The following is a 16,409-nucleotide window of genomic DNA, read 5'->3' as shown; positions in this document are numbered from 1 at the left end:
GCGGTCGTTTCAGCCCGAGACGTTGATCCGAGCGGTCCGTTCGGCGGTGCGTTCGGAGAAGAGGCGCTGAAGCATCAGTGCGATGAAGCAGGTGCCCAGCGTGCCGACACACCCGCCCAGCGCGTAGGCGCCCAGCGCGGCGAGGATCCCGGTTCCAGAGACGAGCGACATGATAAGCGAGGCGAACCCCGTTCCAACGCCGATTATCAGAGCTCCCACGATCATCGTCAGTATGCCTTCCCGTTCGTGCCGAACTTGGTATCACGGTTGACGGCATGAACCCAACGCAGGTGCCGCCCGTGAATTCAGCCTAGGCAATTGTCGCGTTCCAATGTCGGCGAGAATCTGCGCAAAATGTGGCAAAGCGCAGAAATCTGCCGGTTCACGGAATTTTTTAAGGGAAGTCGCGGGCTGGCGGCGCGATTACGGCCGCCAGTTGAAGCTGCTTTGAAGCGTCAGGAACAGCGTGTTCGATTCGGCATCGCCCTCGCCTTCCTCGCGGCGCAGCCGGTAGGAATAGCCGGTCTCAAGCGACCAGTCCTGCGTCAGGGCGCGGCGATACACGGCCGTGGCCGTGGCGCTGGTGCTTTCGTCGACCGGGACGCCGCCGATGCTATCGATCCAGACATAGCCCAGAGAGAAACCGACGCTGTCGAGGTTGCTGATCTGGTAGTCGTAAGAGACGTTCGCGGACGTGTTCCGCTGGATCTCGCTGTCCGACGTGACGACGACTTCCGAGGCCAGCGACAGCCCGAAGGCCTGATCGCCGATCGCGCGGTCGTAGCTGATGCGCCCGACCGGTTCGTAATCGCCGTTCTCGGGCTTGGCCACGCCGACAGAGACCCCAAGGGAGCCCAGCGGGTAGTCGTAGACGCGTGAAACCCAAAGATCGGTGCGGTCGCCGGCGTTGGTGACGTCATGCGACAGATCGATGCCGAAGTTGCCGGACGGAAGTTCGCGCAGGTAGGACAGCGACGCGGTCAGGCCGCGTTCGTCGTCGGGGTCCGCTGGCAGGTTCCGCCACTCTTCCTCGATTTCCTTCCAGCCGATTTCGCCGCTCAGAACGGCCACGGGGTTCAGCTGGCGCACGGCGCCGAAGGTCAGCACCCGGGTGCGGCGCAGGGTGCCTTCGGCGTCTTCCTCGTCATACTCGGATTCGGCATAGCCCAGCCGGAACTCGGTGACGGTATCGGGGCGCATGAGAAGGGCGACCTCGCCCGTCAGCGTCTCGTTGTCGTTCAGATCCGGGTCGGTGGTGTCGATATAGTCGTTCTGCGCGTGCGATATGAAGAACTCGGCGCCGATCGGCCCCTCGATCCCGGTCTGGAATCCAAGGCTGACGTTGCTAGTTCTCAGCGTGCCGCGTTCCAGCGTCAGCGGATCAAGCTCTTCGTCATCGACGATGTCTTCGATGTCCTCTGCGTCGAGATCGTCGCTAAGGTCGATGGTCCGCAGCCGCGCGTCGAAGACGAGGCGCGAGTTCACCCAGAGCTTTTCGTAATACAGGTTGGCGTTGATGCCTTCGAAGTCGGCCTCTGCCGGGGCTCCGGGGCCGTCGCCGAAACGGAACCTGTCCGAAAGGTAGAACCGGAACGTCTGCGTGCGGCCGACGCTTTCGTACCCGAGGCCGATAAAGGTCTCGGACAGGATTGTGTCACCCGCCGAATCCGCGTCGAGATCGAAGTTGTCGCTGGCCCGAACCGAGGTCGACAGGTCCAGAGTGAACACTTGCCCGCCTTCGGTCTCTTGGGCCAGCAACGGCAGCCCGGCTGCGGATGCGGATAGCACCGCAGCCGCTGCGACCGTCAGTCTCAGCCGGGTCCGCCGCCTGGAAAGCATCGGAACGTCCTTTTATTCGAACAGGCGCCGGGACGGCACGATCACGACGTCGCCGGGGGCGAGACGCGTGGCCGGGCTGATCCGGGTGCCGTTGCCTTTGCCGGAATAGCTGAACAGGTAGACGCGCGTCGTGCCCGACATGCGGTCCGTGCGGTGCAGCTGGATCCGGGTCTCGGCAGCGAACGGGGTCAGACCGCCAGCTTCGGCGATGAACTGCAGGATCGTCGTGCCGGGCTTCACCTCGACGCGGCCTGCGTTGGCGACCTCGCCCGTGATGTACACGTCGATCGTCCGTGCCTTCACCGGGCCGGTGTAGGCCGGCGGCGTTTCTTCGGCGACCGAAGCGACCGAAACGACGACCGTCGGCTGGTTCGCGAAGTTCGGCGCAAGGCCCGAGGTCAGCGAACGGCGCACGTCGCCGACGCCAAGGCCACCGGCGCGCACGGAACCGACGAACGGAAAACTGATGGACCCGTCAGGCAGCACAAGAACCGAACGGTTCAGGCTGGGATCCTCGATCACTTCGATCTGCAGGGTGTCCCCCGACCGAATGCGATAGTCGCCTTGTGCCGTGGCAGCGGTACCGGCGATGAGCAGCAGCACACCGAAAACGGCAGCGGCAGCGCGATGGAATTTAGATCTAGCAAACATCGGAAACCTTTGTATCTCCGCCCTCTCGGACGCACTATGCAGTTTTTGCATCAGGAACAAAATCCGGCAAGGCAAGGTTTCCGCAGGGTGCGGCAGATTTGCCGGTTTTTGTGGCGATCAGTTGTCTACAGACGGTTCTGCTGCCTCTAGACGGGAAATTTCGGCGACAACCTCTTCACGGAACGGCAGTTGCCTGCGGTTGGTGTCGAGAATCGCCAGCGTGCGCCGGTAAACCTCAAGCGCATCCTCTTCGCGCCCGGCCATCACGTAGGTGCGGGCAAGGTGGTACTGCGCCGTCGCATCGTCCTGCAGACCCTCGGCCGAGGGTTCGAGATATTCCAGCGCCTCGTCGATGTTGCCCAGTCGGGCTGCGATCCAGCCGTAGGTGTCCTGAAACTGCGGAATTTCGGACCCGCGCAGCCGACGCGCGATCGCGTAAGCACGCTGCAGGCTTTCATCGTCCTCGCGATAGGACGAGATCAGGCTGGCTAGGTTGTTCGCGACGACCAGCGACCCGGAATTGCTTTCGTACAGGCTTTCATACACGGCGATCGCGTTTTCGATATCGCCGTTGCGTTCCGCCTCGACCGCGCTGGTGAAGCGCAGGACGACGCCGTCGGGCACCTCTTGCAGCCCTTCCTGAAGCACCTCTTCGGCCGCTTCGGGTTCGCCGGCGGCGAGGTTGACGTTGTACAGTGCCATCCAAAGCTGCTGGTTGTCGGGAAATTCCTGAAGCAGCTCGCGCAGGGTGGTGCGGGCCTCGTCATGGCGGTCCTCGCGCGACAGCAGCGCCGCCGAGATCAGCCGCAGGCCCGGGTTGTCGGGGTTCTCGGCAAGACGCTCGTTCAGATACTCCATGGCGCCGTCAAGGTCGCCCTGCGCCACACGAAGGCGGATCGCAGCGGCAATGGCCTGACCGTCGGACCCCTGCGCCCCGGCAAGCTGTTCAAGGAAGCTTTGCAGTTCGGACTGCCGATTCTGGCCGGCCAGAACCTGTCCGGTCAGTTCGTTCGCGACGCGGGCGGCTTCTTCGCTGTCCAGACGCTGAAGCGCGTCGATCACGCCCTGCGTGCGGCCCCAGTCTTCCAGCCGGACATAAACGTTCCCCAGCGCGGCAAGGATCATGTGGTTTTCGGGCTGCAGCCGAAGCGCGTCGATCAGCACCGATTCCGCGGGCAGAAGGCGATCGTCCTGCACAAGGAAGGTCGCATAGCGCAGCGATTCCTCGGCCGCGGCGCCGGACGCCTCGACGGCCAGCGCCAGCATCTCGCCCGACAGTTCATGGCTTCCAAGACGTTCCTGCGCCTGCGCCATCAGCGTCAGAACCTCGGCATCGCGCGGCGCCTGATCAAGCGCACGGCGCAGTTCGACAAGCGCCTCGTCCGGACTGTCGTCAGCGATCATCCAGTTGGCGCGCATCTTCAGCGCCTCGACGTTGCTGGAATCTTCCTCCAGCACCTCTTCGACCAAGGCCCGTGCGCCGACCGAATTGCCGGTGGAGTCCAGCATCTTGGCGTAGGTGATCTTGATGCGGCGCGTTTGGTCCGACGGTTCGGACCCGGCGATGATGTCCTGCATCTCGGCCAGCGCGGCGTCCCGGTTGCCCAGATCGAAGTCGAGACTTGCTGCGACAGACCGGAACAGCGGACGGTCCGGGCTGTCGTCGGGCGTGTCGGCAAGGATCGTATCAATCTCGGAACGGGCGGCCTCGGCGCCGCGCAGCTGCGACAGGAAGGTGACAAGCACCATCCGGTCGATGGCGTCGGGGTTCTCGGGGTCGATCTGTTCGCGAAGGTAGGCTTCGGCATCCGAGGCGCGGTCCTGTTCCATGTACCACGTCACAAGCACGCGGCGGATGTCGTCCTCGGGGAAACGGTCGACCATGTCGCGCAGTTGCGCTTCGATCTCGTCGGACCGGCCAAGCTGGTCCAGCGCGGTCAGCCGCAGAAGATAGAACGACTGGTCGTCCGGCGTGGCCGCGATGACGCCGTCGATCTCGGTCAGCGCGCCCTCCCAGTCCTGCGCGGCGAACCGGTCATCCACGCGAATCCGGCGCAGCATCACGATGTCCGGGTTGTCCTGCAGAAGCTCGCCCGCCTCTTCGGCGATCTCGCGGGCGGCGGGCAGATCGTTCTCTTGCCGGGCGGCGCGGTAAGCTGCGCCAAGCTCGACCGAGCGGATGACCGGGTCGGTCTCACCCTCTGCCAACTGTTCGGCCGCGGCCTTCGCGTGCATCGACGCGGCGTCCCAGTCGTTCAGTTCGGCTGCAAGCTCGGCCGCTGCACGCTGGGCTTCGAAGTCGTCGGGAAACTGTTCCGTCAGCGCGCGATAGTGGCCGTAGGCGCCGGGGGGATTGTCGCGCTCCATCTCGATGCGGGCCATCAGAAGGCGGCCCTCCCGGTGGGTGCTGTCGATGCGGAACACGTTGCGCATCTCGACGATGGCGCGGGCGACATCGCCCTCTTCGTAAAGGGCCAAGCCATCCTGGAAGTGCTTTTCAGCACGCTCCTCTGCCGAGTCGCAGGCGGCGAGAAGAACGAAGGAAATAATCAAAAGAAGACGCGCAAACATTCCTGAACCCGAAATCTGGTTACCGCATACGCTCGCCACGGCGGCGGTCGCCACCGGGTCCGAACGAGGTGGGAACCTACGCCAGATGACGCCATTCTCACAAGGGCGGCGGGGGCCGATCTGGGGCAACAGGACGCGCCAGCCGGGCAATTCTTTGCGAGAACCACCCACTGTCGCCGTTAACGGCCGGAAAACCGACGATCCGGCGGTCTTTGATTCGCGCGGCGGGCGCATAGCCGTTTCCGGTCACGCGTTAAGGGGGCCGTCGGCGCCGCGGCTGGTTCCGATACGGCAACAATTCGTGACACTTTTGGCACCCTGACGCCGCGTGCATACCGATACACGTTAAGCGGGAAAGTGCAATCCCTGCACAGCCCTAGAATGCAGGTGTGTGCTGCAGTGCAGCTTGCGCGGGCTTCTTTGGCCCCGCAGACGCAAGATTGTTCGCGCGCGGATCGTTTTGGCGCCGTCGCGCGGCATCCTGCCTGTCGCATCGGCACCTTCCAGACCGCCTGCCACAATTTCGCTGCAATCAACTTTGTGCGGTGACCCTTGTGCAGACCCGGCGTTTTGTCGTCTTTATTGTGGGAACGAGCCGGAACGATAGGAAAGGCCGGTCGAAGAGGTTGCCGGAAAGGCCCTGAGCAGGCCGATGCTACGCCATGAAAATAACATACTTTGCCATCACTGAATCCGATCGCGCCCGTGGCGCGACGCAGGCGGCAGTGCACGAAACGACATCTTTCCGGTCGGCGGCTATGGCTGGTGGCCATTACCGCATTGGAAACAATGACAATTGTATTTGTAAATTAGGGCGCGCCTGACCGTCATGTCCCCCAACGCACTATATGTCGATTTTTACGGATTCCGCGAACGGCCCTTCACGCTCGTTCCTGACCCCGAGTTCCTGTACTGGTCCCAACAACACCGGCGCGCCTTCGCGATCCTAGAGTTCGGCATCATGTCGAGCGCCCCGATCACGCTGATCACCGGCGAAGTCGGCGCGGGCAAGACGACGCTGGTTCAGGCATTGCTGTCGCGGATCGGGGACGATGTCAGGATCGGCCTGATCTCGAACGCCCAGGGAGGGCGGGGCGAGCTTTTGCAGTGGATTCTTCACGCACTGGACGTGCAGTACGATCCGACGACCAGCTACGTGCAAACCTTCCAGATCCTTCAGGATTTCCTGCTAGAGGAATACGCGGCTGGTCGGCGTGTCGTCCTGATCATCGACGAGGCGCAGAACCTGTCCCGCGAGGGGCTGGAAGAACTGCGGATGCTGACCAACGTCAATTCGAACAAGGACGTTCTGATCCAGTTGATGCTGGTGGGCCAGCCCGAGTTGCGCGAGATCGTGCAAGCGCCGGACATGCGGCAATTGACCCAGCGTATCGCGGCCAGTTTCCACCTGAAATCTATGGACGCAGAGACGGTGCCGAAGTACATCCGGCACCGGCTTCAGATGGTCGGCGGCACGGGCGAGGAATTTACCGACGAAGCCTGCCAGAAGATCTTCGAGGCCACGGGCGGCGTGCCGCGTCTTGTGAACCAGCTGTGCGAATTCGCGCTTCTGTACGCGTGGGGCGGCGACATGCCGGTGATAGACGCGACCACCGTGGAAGAGGTCCTGGCGGACGGCGTGTTTCTTGGCGGCACCGCGCCCCGCGATGACGAACCTGTTGATGAGGAACCAGTGATCCAGTTCAAGAAGAATGGTGGCCGAGATGGATGAGCTGAAGTTCTATTTCTCGATTTTCCTGCGACGCCTGCCTTGGTTCGTTGTCCTGGCAACGGTGATTACCGCTGTGGCGGTGTCCGTCGCAATTTCGTTGCCGCCGGCCTATGTCAGCCAGATGCGTCTTGTCGTGGAATCGCCGCAGATCCCCGACGAAATGGCGGCCTCGACCGTGCGGACGCCCGCGCTGGAACAGCTGCAGATTATCGAACAGCGTCTGCTGACCCGTGCCAACCTGCTGGACATCTCGCGTCGGCTGGACGTGCTGCCGGACCTCGACCAGATGAGCCCGGACGACATCGTCCGCGCGATGCGCGCACGCACGCAGATCTACACCCAGTCGGGCCGTGACGCCGCGACCATGATGGTGGTGTCGTTCGAAGCCGGAGATCCCAACAAGGCCTCGGGTGTCCTGAACGAGTACCTGAACATCATCCAAGAGGCGGACGCCGAGTTCCGCCGTGGCCGGGCCGGCGACACGCTGGAGTTCTTCGAACAGGAAGTCGAACGCCTGGACGGCGAGCTGAGCGCGCAAAGCGCCCGGATCATCTCGTTCAAGCAGCAGAACAGCGACGCGCTGCCTGACACGCTGGACTTCCGCATGTCGAAGCGGGCCGATTTTCAGGAAAGCATCGCCGGGCTTGACCGCGATATCGAGCGGCTGGAACGTCAGCGTCTTCGCCTGCGCGAGTTGTACGAGACGACCGGCCGGACCGAGCTTGACCCGGAGAACAGCGCACCCACGCTGGCCGAACAGCAGCTACGCGAGCTGCGCGGCGAGTTGGCTGAAGCGCGACTGGTGTTCTCTGATCAGAACCCAAAGGTTCGCCTGCTGCAACGCCGTATCGATCGGCTTGAGGTCGAGATCGAAGAGGCCGCCGCAACGCGAGTCGAAGAGAACGACGACACGGCCGAGGACGCTGCAAACGCGCCGCCGACGATCATGGATCTGCAGATCGCGGAGATCGACGGCGAGATCGCGGGCATGGAAGAACAGAAAGCCCGGATTCTGGCCGAGCTTGAAAAGCTGAACGACACGATCGAACGGACGCCCGAAGTGTCGATCTCGCTCGACGAACTGGAACGCAGCTACGCGATCATCGAGACGCAGTACAATCTTGCGGAATCCCGGCTCTCGCAGGCCCAGACGGGCGACATGATCGAAAGCCGGTCCCGGGGGCAGCGCATCTCGGTCATCGAACAGCCGAACACTCCAAACGCGCCGACCAAGCCCAACCGCGTCCTGATCGCCGGCGGCGGCGGTGCGCTGGGGATCGCTGCGGGGATTGCTTTGATCGTCCTGCTTGAAATGCTGAACAGTTCTGTGCGTCGCCCCGAGGACCTTGTGAAGCGGTTCGGTATCTCGCCGCTGGCGACCGTGCCCTATGTCCGGTCGCGCCGGCAGCTGTTCTTCCAGCGCGGGTTCAAGGTTCTTATCATCGTCGGCATCCTGATCGGGGTGCCCGCCGCGATCTATGCGGTTCACGTGTTCTATCTGCCGATCGACCTGTTGGCCGAGAAGGTGATGAACCGGCTTGGAGTCAGGTGGTAGGATGTTTGTGACAATGAGAGAGTTGGTCTGATGGAACGTCTACAGGCAGCGATCGAACGCGCGCGCGAACAGCGTGACACGCGGGGGGCCACAGCCCGGCCCCAGCCGCGTGGCACCGTGCAGGACAAGTCCGCCGCCGACGAGGCGTGGGCCGCTCTGCCCGAGATCAAGCTGCAGCGTCGGCAGATGCTGAAGAACCGGATCATGACCTTCCGCAGCAGCAAGGACTCTACGCCTTACGACATCCTGCGCACGCGGCTGGTCCAACAGGCGCAGGCAAACGGCTGGCGCCGGATCGCGATCACGTCGCCGCACAGCGCGTGCGGCAAGACGACGACCTGTGCCAACCTTGCCTTCGGGCTTGGCCGTCAGACCGGGATGCGCAGCGTCGTGCTGGACTTCGACCTGCGCCGCAGTGGCCTTGGCCGCATCCTTGGTCAGAAGGGCGAGATCCCGATGGAAGACGTTCTGTCCGGCCGGGTGCCGTTCAAAGATGTCGCCATGCGCCACGGCCCGAACTTGGCGTTCGGGCTTGGCTTCGGAACGTCGCATAGGTCTGCCGAAACCCTGCAAAGCGACCAGACCCGCCGGGTTCTGGAAGAAATCGAGGCCGAGTATCAGCCGGACCTTATGCTGATCGACCTGCCGCCGATGTCGGCGAGCGACGACAACTTCGGGTTCCTGAACCGGATCGACGCGGCCATCATCGTGGCCGAGGCCGAGCAGACCACCATGACCCAGATCGACGTGGCCGAACGGCAGGTCGCCGAGCTGACCAACGTTGCCGGTGTCGTGCTGAACAAGTGCCGGTACGTGAACGGCGCCTACGGCTACGAAGACGGCTACTACTAGGATCGAGGCGGCGCGCTGGTCTTCGCGCGCCGCAGGCCTAACCCCGCCGCCGGGCCCAGCGGTCCAGCAGCCAAGCGGCAAGCCACCCGGCGAGGAACCCGCCAAGATGGGTTTCCCACGCCAGAAGCCCATCCAGAAGCACCCATAGCAGCGCATTCAGCACGATCAGCGACCCGATGGCGGCCGCAAGTCGCCGCATCCGTCCGGCCGTGTGCTCGGGGATGACGAAGTTCCAGTAGATCAGCGCCGCCGCCAAGCCGAACAACGCGCCCGAGGCGCCGACCATCGGGCGGGGGCCATCTGCGGTCAGGCCGAACAGCGCCGCGCCGCCAAGGGCCGCGGTCGAGTAGATCAGCACGAAGCCGCGCTGCCCAACGCGGCGGACCACAGTCTCGCCCAGTGCCAACAGGGTGAACATGTTGCCCGCAAGGTGGCCGAGGCCGCCGTGCAGCATCGCGTAGGTCAGGAACATCGCATAGGGCTGCGCCGCGTAGTTGGGCCGCCACCCGTGCAGCAGCCCGGGCCAGAACGCGCCATACTGGTAGGTACGGCTGCGCCACACGGGCGAGCCGAAAAGCTTCAGGTCGGCACCTTGCAGGACCAGTTCGATCAGGATGCAGACGGCTGCGATCATCAGCAGAACCGGGCTGACGCCGCCGGTCGTGCCGGACGCGGACGGTGTAGGTCCGGAGATGTCGCGCGTTACGGGATCGGTCATTGGTTTGGCGTGCCGCCAGCCGGGCGGAAAGGCAAGAGAACTCTGTGCGAGGTCGGGCTTTCGGGCGCGCGCTGGGTGTCGCGGCCTCAGCCGAAGGTCCAGCGGTCCGGTGTGCCGGGAAAGTGGCCGGGAGAGCCGTCGTCGTCGTCGGACACGAACTCGTCCATCGGAAGGTGGTTTTCGGATCGCGGCGCAGTGGCCGGGATGCGGATGCGGCCCAGCCGGAACCGGTACTGCGTCACCTGCTCTTGCACGCGGACATGCGGCGACGTCTCTCGCACTGCCTCGGGGATCGGACGTGGCGTCGTGCTTTGCGGCGCTGGGGACGGCTGGGGGCGATCCGGGATGGGGACCGTCTGATTGTGCTGGTCCTCGTCCAAGCCGCCTTGGTGCTGACGCAGAAGATAGAAGATCGCGTCGCGCGTGCCGCGAATCGCCTCGGGCATTTCGACCGGCGTTATCGGCGCGTTCTCAAGATCTGACCGGACGTTCATCTGCTCACAGCCTCGTTCCGCGGTTGTTCACCAATTCGGTTCGATTTGTGTAGTTTGGTATTTTGTCAATTTAACGGAAACAAGGCGCGCCGAATCGGGCGCTGCAGGATCTGTGCGGAAACCGCAGACCGCCGTCGCGGCAAGCAGCAGAAGTCCGCCTAGGGGTGTGGGAAATAAGCGCGGAATGGCCCGATCAGCCGGGACTCACTCCGGCATCATACTGGCATCACTCTGGCCAGCCGTCCTTCCACTCGCTGCGGCGCGCCCAGATTTCGGCCCATGTTTCCGCGCCACCTCTGCGCAGCAGACGCGTGCCCCACGCGCGGCTCCAGGGCCACAATCGGAACATCGCCAGCCCAAGCGGCCGCTTCCACGCGGGGAAGTGGCGCTTGATCAGAAGGACCTTCGCCCGAAGCAGGCGGACCATCTTGTCGGACCGCACCTTCTCGGACGCACCGGCGTAGTGAACGATCGTGGCGTCCGGCGTCATGCGTGGCCTCGCGCCAAGCGCGTGCGCCCGCAGGCACAGGTCGGTTTCCTCGCCGTACATGACATAGGTCGTATCGAAGCCGCCAAGCTCGTCCCAGAACGCCCGCTTGATCAGCAGGAAGCAGCCCGTGATGACGTCTACCTCGCGCTCCGTGTCGCGCTTCCAGCCGCCGTAGCGTTCCGAATTGAAGATCGGGCTTTGCCGGAACAGGCTGCTTAGGCCCAAGGCTTGGCTGGTGACGTTCCACAGGGACATCTTGCGATAGCAGCTGGTCGGGTTGAGGCTGCGGTCGCCGTACAGCGTCCGGCCGCCCCAGATCCCGGCTTCGGGACGAGCTGCCGCGAATTCCATCAGCCGGTCGATCGCGCCATCAAGGACGATCGTGTCCGGGTTCAGCAACAGCACGTACTCGCCCCGCGCGTGGCGGATGGCGATGTTGTTGCCCTTTGCAAAGCCGTGGTTGTCGGTTTCGGCCATCAGCATCATGTCCGGGAACTCGGCTGCGATGGCTTCGGCGGACCCGTCGGACGACGCGTTGTCCAGCACGATGACCTCATAGGGCGTTCGAGTTTCCGCCACGACGGACCGAAGGCATTCCAGCGTCATCTCGCGCGTGTTGTAGCTGACCACGATGATCGAAACCGTCGGCGGCGTGGCCGGGTCGGACATGCGCCCGGTTTCGGTCTTGGTCGCGATCTCGGGGGCCGTCGCGGTTGCGTCCGTCGTCATTCCATCATCCTTCGTTTCGCCAGGCCGAGGCGCTGCTGCGCCCGAAGCCCGCCAGTAGCCCCAGCATCTTTCGGCAGCGATATAGCCGGATGCGGGTCAGGCAGGTCAATCCGAGCCATCGCTCGTTCAGCCCGTTCAGTCTGTCCGAGCGCATGATCCGCCCGGTTTCGGCCAGCGGTGAGGCGGCAAGCGCAACGGCGCGCGCCACCCACTTCAGCCGGTCCTTGCCCGACCGGACCTCGGAAAAGTCGTGTCCGATATGCCGATCCCATTTGCGGGCCAGTTCGGCAAAGCTTTCGCGCGCCGGGGTTTCTATCCGCATCTCTGGCACGTAGTCGATCCGATACCCCATCGCGGTGGCGCGCCGGCCCCAATCGACATCTTCCGCCAGTTGAATTCCGGCGAAGTCGCCGACACGCAGAAAAACCTCGCGCCGCACCGCCATGTTGCAGGTGGCCGTATAGTGATCGCGCTCGACATACAGCTTCATGCGGTATCCGTAGACGCTTTCGTAGGCCTCGATCGCCGTGGGGCGTGCGGGATCGGCCCGCGCGATGCGGACGTCGCCGCCGATGACCGCCGTGTCCGGGTGGCTTTCGAAATGCGCAAGGATGGCCGCCAGCCAGCCGGGCTGCGCGGTGCAGTCCGCGTCGATGAACGCCAACAGTGGCGTGTCGGCCAGCCGCGCGCCGTGGCTGCGGGCCGGACCCGGGCCGGGTTCGCGTTCCTCGACCAGCCGCACGAAGGGATAGGGGGCGCACGTCTCGGACGGCAAATGGGTGGACCCGTTGTCGACGACGATCACGGAAATCGGGACGCCCGACCTTCGGCTGTCGGCCTCTAGCGACGCCAGACATCGGTCCAGCGCGTCGTGTCCGTTCAGATGCGGAATGACGACCTTGACGCTTGGTCGGCTGGCAAGATCTGGGGTGCCCGGTTTTTCGGATGCCAAGGTCATGTGCACTTTCTTGTCGTCGTCACCGCCATGTCTGCAAGTCTTCGAGGCGGCTTTTCTTGTTTAGGGTGTTCGATATGTGTAATTCAGCATCTTATAGTTGCATCACGGTGAGTTGCTGCCCGCACCGCGCTACAAATGGTTGACCGTGTCTAATAACCTCTGACATATCCGAGCCATCGGAAGAATTCTTGTCGCAATGCTGCCTAGTCTTGGCTTGGGGTGATTTTATGACGTTTCCCTTGGAAAGCGTGCCGAATTCGGCCTCGTATGGCGCGCGCCCCACGGTTGGCAGATACTATGGGCCGAGATCCCGGAAACGCCCCTACGAAAGGCTGTTCAAGCGCCTTCTGGACGTCCTTGTCGTTTTGGTGACGCTTCCGTTCACTGTTCCAATTGTGCTGGTTCTTGCTGCGCTGGTGGCGCTGGACGGCAAGTCGCCGTTCTACGGTCAACAGCGGATCGGCCGCGCGGGGCATACGTTCCGCATGATGAAGATTCGCACGATGGTGCCGAATGCCGACGACCTTCTGGCGGCCCATCTGGCCGAAAACGCCGACGCCCGCGCAGAATGGGACCGGACGCAGAAGCTGAAGCACGATCCCCGGATCACCCCGCTGGGCCGGTTCCTGCGCAAGACCTCGCTGGACGAGTTGCCCCAGCTGTGGAACGTGCTGCGGGGCGACATGTCGCTGATCGGGCCGCGCCCGATGATGGTTCAGCAGCGGCACATGTATCCTGGCCGTGCCTATTTCATCCTGCGCCCCGGCATCACCGGGTCGTGGCAGGTGTCCGACCGGAACGAGACGTCGTTCGCCGAGCGCGCCCAGTACGACCGGGATTACCACGCCGGGCTGTCGCTGCGCAGCGACCTGTCGATTCTGGCGCGGACCGTCGCCGTGGTTCTGCGTGGTACCGGGTACTGACAAGCGGGCCATCGGTCTGCTTTCACCGCGATCCTGAAATGAAGAGGGCCGAAGCGCAGTCCGCGCTCCGGCCCTTTCTGTGTCCATCATGATCAGGCGAACAGGCCCGGATCCGTGAAGACGAAGTCGTCGCTGGCAAGCGACAGGTTGTAGGACTGGTTCAGCACGCCGATCAGTTCGTCCTCTTCGCCGTCGATGCTAAGCCAGATCGCCGTGCCTGCCGGCAGGCCCGCCGTGTTTTGCGTCAGGACGTAGTCCGACTCGCTGCCCCATAGCTGGACCTTGTCGGTGCCAGAGGTGAAGTCCCACACGAAGCCATAGTCTTCCGTGCCCGCCGACGACGCGTTGTTGTCGTCATAGTAGGTGCCGTACTGATCGCCGAACACGAAGGTGTCCGCGCCGCCGCCACCGACGAAGACGTCGATTTCGCCCATGCCCGGGTCGGTCGACCCGTTGATCACGGCAACCTGCACGTCATCGCCATCGGTGCCCTGAACGATGTCGCGACCCTCGATCTCGGTGACCGTGAGGTCGCCGAACGACACGTCATTGTAGTGCGCGTTCAGGTACAGGCTGCCGGTCGACGGCGCTTGGTCGATGCTGAAGGTCTGAACCCCCTGCAGCGTCCAGTTCTGCGGCTCGGCGGTGCCGTCTTCCCAGATCTTCAGGCTGTACAGGCGGTCGTACAGACCGACCATCTCGACCTGCATTTCGACGTTGTAGGTCGTGCCTTGGTTGATCGTGATCGCCGTGGTGCCCAGCGTGTTGAAGAAGTTCAGCGAGGGGTGCAGCTTGATCGTGCCGTTGCCGTCGCCGTTCTCGTCATGGAAGAAGAATGCCGCGCCGGGCTCCCAGCCGACATGCGGCTGGGCGTTCGCGATGGGCGTATCGGTGTGACCGTTCCACAGCATGCCAAGCGCGAACCCGCCGCCGTCGCGGCCGCGCGGGTCGACGTTGGTCAGGTCGTGCGGTGTGATCTGCATCGAAACCTGGTAGTTGTCCCAGCTTTCGTCGCCCAGCGTCAGCAGCCGGTCATAGCCAAGGTCAACGGGCCGCACGCCGTCCTGACCGATGGTCCATGTGCCATCGACGACCTGCACGACATCGGTGATGTCGCTCACGCTTGACCAGTCGATGCTGTAGTTCGCATCCCAGACGCTGCCGTCCTCGTAATCGACGATGACATCCTGCGTGTAGGTCTGGCCGTTGGTCATCACTGCGGTGATGGTCACAACGTCATCCGTCGCAGAGCCATCCAGATCGGAATAGGCGATCTCGACGTTGAAGTCGCCGGCATCCTGAAGACGCCGTGTGTCCGCGCCTACAGACAGGTACTGCGCCGGGCCGCCATTGAGCGAATAGCTCATCGATGCGACCTCGCCGGACACGTTGCCAAGGATGTTGATCCAGACCTGCGTTTCGCCCTGCGCCCCGAACGTCTGCGTGTCGCCGTACCAAACGTCGATCGGGTCGCCGACGGTGACGGATACGTTGCCGACGCTTGATTTGTCGCCGTCGGTCACGGTGTAGGTGAAGGTATCCAGACCACCAAAGCCCGAGAAGGGCGTGTAGGTCCAGGTGCCGTTACCATTGTCGACCAGCGACCCGTTGGACGGCTGACCGATCGACGCGACGGTCAGGGTGTCGTTCTCGGGATCGCTGTCGTTCGCGAGAAGGTCAGCCGCAGAGAAGGTGACCGGTGTGCCGTCCGCGGTCGAGAAGCTGTCGGCCACGGCGGTCGGACCCTGGTTCTGGGGAACGAAGTTTCCGTCTTCATCGGTCAGCGGATCGTTCGAGACTTCGAAGTAGTCCACGCGCGCCTCGAACCCGTTGGATTGGCCAAGGTTGCCCGAGAACAGGCCGACCGAGTCCACGGTCAGGGCGTGGGTCACGGTTCCCGCCGAGGTCCAAGTGTTGCCATCGGTCGAGTATTCGAAGGTCCAGTTGTCACCGTCCCGCGTCACGCGAACGTAGGGCGCGGTACCGCCGGGGATCGCGACCTCAAGCAGCCTGGACGTCTGCCCGTTCACGGTGCGGCCGATATAGGCGTAAAGGGTGTTGCCGGCGGAATAGGTGTCGAACCGCATCCAGTTCTGCGCGTCCTGTTCCACCAGAATGCCCTGCATCTGGTAGCTGCCTTGCGGCGTCGACAGGAACCGCGTTTCGATCTGGAAGTCCTCATCGACGGCGTCCTGCATGATGCGGGCGGTGCCGTTGGTCTGCCACGCATCGAACGTGCCGTCCGGGGTCGCCAGCGTCAGGTAGGCGTCGGTGGCGTTGCTGCCAAAGCCGACGGTGCCCTGCGCCGGGCCTTCATACCGCCAGGTCGATCCCAGCGCGCCCGAAGCGAAGTCGTCCGACGTCATCGGGTTCTCGGCCGGGTCGGTGACAATCACCGTAACAGTCGCGTTCTCAGAATCGACGCCGTCGCTGACGGTGTATTCAAAGCTGTCGGATCCGCTGAATCCGGGGTTCGGCGTGTAGGTCCAGTCGCCGTTCTCGTTGTCGGTCACCGTCCCGTTGGCGGGCTGGCTGACATCGGTGACGGTCAGCGAGTCGCCGTCCGGGTCGCTGTCGTTCGACAAAAGCTGGTCTTCCGAGAAGTCCAGCGCAGTGTCCGACCCGGTCGCGAAGGTGTCATCAACCGCGACCGGCGCCTGATTGGCGGGCGGGTCGACCGGGGTGCCGTCTTCGTCGAGGATCGGGTCGTGCGACACCTCGAAGTAATCGACGCGCGCCTCGAAGCCGTTGGACTGGCCAAGGTTGCCCGAGAACAGGCCGGCTGCGTCCACGGTCATGGCATGGGTCACGGTGCCCGCCGTGGTCCAAGTGGTGCCGTTGGTCGAGTATTCGAACGTCCAGCTGTCGCCGGTGCGGGTCACGCGCAGGTAGGGCGC

Annotated in this window: 13 protein-coding genes; 4 read left to right on the top strand and 9 right to left on the bottom strand. The window is 63.7% G+C overall.

What is annotated here, in order from left to right; translation table 11 throughout:
* Positions 1–9 precede the first annotated feature (9 nt).
* The 4 genes from P1K30_RS21185 to P1K30_RS21170 form a co-directional block, all read right to left on the bottom strand.
* Positions 10–219 carry a hypothetical protein gene (locus P1K30_RS21185; protein WP_275634786.1) on the bottom strand — a complete coding sequence of 70 codons (210 nt, stop codon included), beginning with the start codon at positions 217–219 and terminating at the stop codon, positions 10–12.
* A gap of 204 nt (positions 220–423) precedes the next feature.
* The gene (locus P1K30_RS21180; RefSeq protein WP_275634785.1) at positions 424–1,839 is read right to left on the bottom strand and encodes a hypothetical protein; all 1,416 of its coding nucleotides are present in this window, start codon (positions 1,837–1,839) and stop codon (positions 424–426) included.
* A gap of 12 nt (positions 1,840–1,851) precedes the next feature.
* Positions 1,852–2,442: a polysaccharide biosynthesis/export family protein gene (locus tag P1K30_RS21175; protein ID WP_275634784.1), complete on the bottom strand. Its 591-nt coding sequence runs from the start codon at positions 2,440–2,442 to the stop codon at positions 1,852–1,854.
* 165 nt (positions 2,443–2,607) lie between these two features.
* The gene (locus P1K30_RS21170) at positions 2,608–4,968 is read right to left on the bottom strand and encodes a tetratricopeptide repeat protein (RefSeq protein WP_275634783.1); all 2,361 of its coding nucleotides are present in this window, start codon (positions 4,966–4,968) and stop codon (positions 2,608–2,610) included.
* A 922-nt stretch (positions 4,969–5,890) separates the two neighbouring features.
* Between P1K30_RS21170 and P1K30_RS21165 the strand changes: the two genes are divergently transcribed.
* The 3 genes from P1K30_RS21165 to P1K30_RS21155 are packed head-to-tail and all read left to right on the top strand — an operon-like array spanning position 5,891 to position 9,200.
* Complete coding sequence (locus tag P1K30_RS21165) at positions 5,891–6,793, top strand: ExeA family protein (RefSeq protein ID WP_275634782.1); 903 nt, start codon at positions 5,891–5,893, stop codon at positions 6,791–6,793.
* Positions 6,786–8,348, top strand: coding sequence for a GumC family protein (locus tag P1K30_RS21160; RefSeq protein WP_275634781.1), 1,563 nt, complete (start codon positions 6,786–6,788; stop codon positions 8,346–8,348). The genes P1K30_RS21165 and P1K30_RS21160 overlap by 8 nt, the downstream gene beginning before the upstream one ends.
* A 30-nt stretch (positions 8,349–8,378) precedes the next feature.
* Entirely contained in the window at positions 8,379–9,200 is an 822-nt protein-coding gene (locus P1K30_RS21155) for a CpsD/CapB family tyrosine-protein kinase (RefSeq protein WP_275634780.1), read from the top strand.
* Positions 9,201–9,237: 37 nt separating this feature from the next.
* Here the strand turns inward: P1K30_RS21155 and P1K30_RS21150 are convergent, their stop codons facing one another.
* The 4 genes from P1K30_RS21150 to P1K30_RS21135 form a co-directional block, all read right to left on the bottom strand.
* A complete protein-coding gene (locus P1K30_RS21150; RefSeq protein ID WP_275634779.1) occupies positions 9,238–9,918 on the bottom strand; it encodes a rhomboid family intramembrane serine protease in 681 nt (226 codons plus the stop codon).
* 86 nt (positions 9,919–10,004) lie between these two features.
* A complete protein-coding gene (locus tag P1K30_RS21145) occupies positions 10,005–10,412 on the bottom strand; it encodes a hypothetical protein (protein ID WP_275634778.1) in 408 nt (135 codons plus the stop codon).
* 226 nt (positions 10,413–10,638) lie between these two features.
* Entirely contained in the window at positions 10,639–11,631 is a 993-nt protein-coding gene (locus tag P1K30_RS21140; protein WP_275634777.1) for a glycosyltransferase family 2 protein, read from the bottom strand.
* Positions 11,632–11,635: 4 nt separating this feature from the next.
* Positions 11,636–12,589 (bottom strand): glycosyltransferase family 2 protein, encoded by a 954-nt coding sequence (locus P1K30_RS21135; protein WP_275634776.1) that lies wholly within the window; start codon positions 12,587–12,589, stop codon positions 11,636–11,638.
* 227 nt (positions 12,590–12,816) lie between these two features.
* Here P1K30_RS21135 and P1K30_RS21130 point away from each other — a divergent pair, with 227 nt between their 5' ends.
* Complete coding sequence (locus P1K30_RS21130; RefSeq protein ID WP_275634775.1) at positions 12,817–13,512, top strand: sugar transferase; 696 nt, start codon at positions 12,817–12,819, stop codon at positions 13,510–13,512.
* 92 nt (positions 13,513–13,604) lie between these two features.
* Here P1K30_RS21130 and P1K30_RS21125 read toward each other — a convergent pair.
* A partial coding sequence (locus tag P1K30_RS21125) for a cadherin-like domain-containing protein (protein ID WP_275634774.1) occupies positions 13,605–16,409 on the bottom strand: 2,805 nt, incomplete at its 5' end.

This window comes from Psychromarinibacter halotolerans (assembly GCF_029168315.1).
GTDB classification, from domain to species: domain Bacteria; phylum Pseudomonadota; class Alphaproteobacteria; order Rhodobacterales; family Rhodobacteraceae; genus Psychromarinibacter; species Psychromarinibacter halotolerans.
The sequence above is the reverse complement of the archived record's forward strand: the minus strand, read 5'-3'. Positions and strand labels throughout refer to the sequence as shown.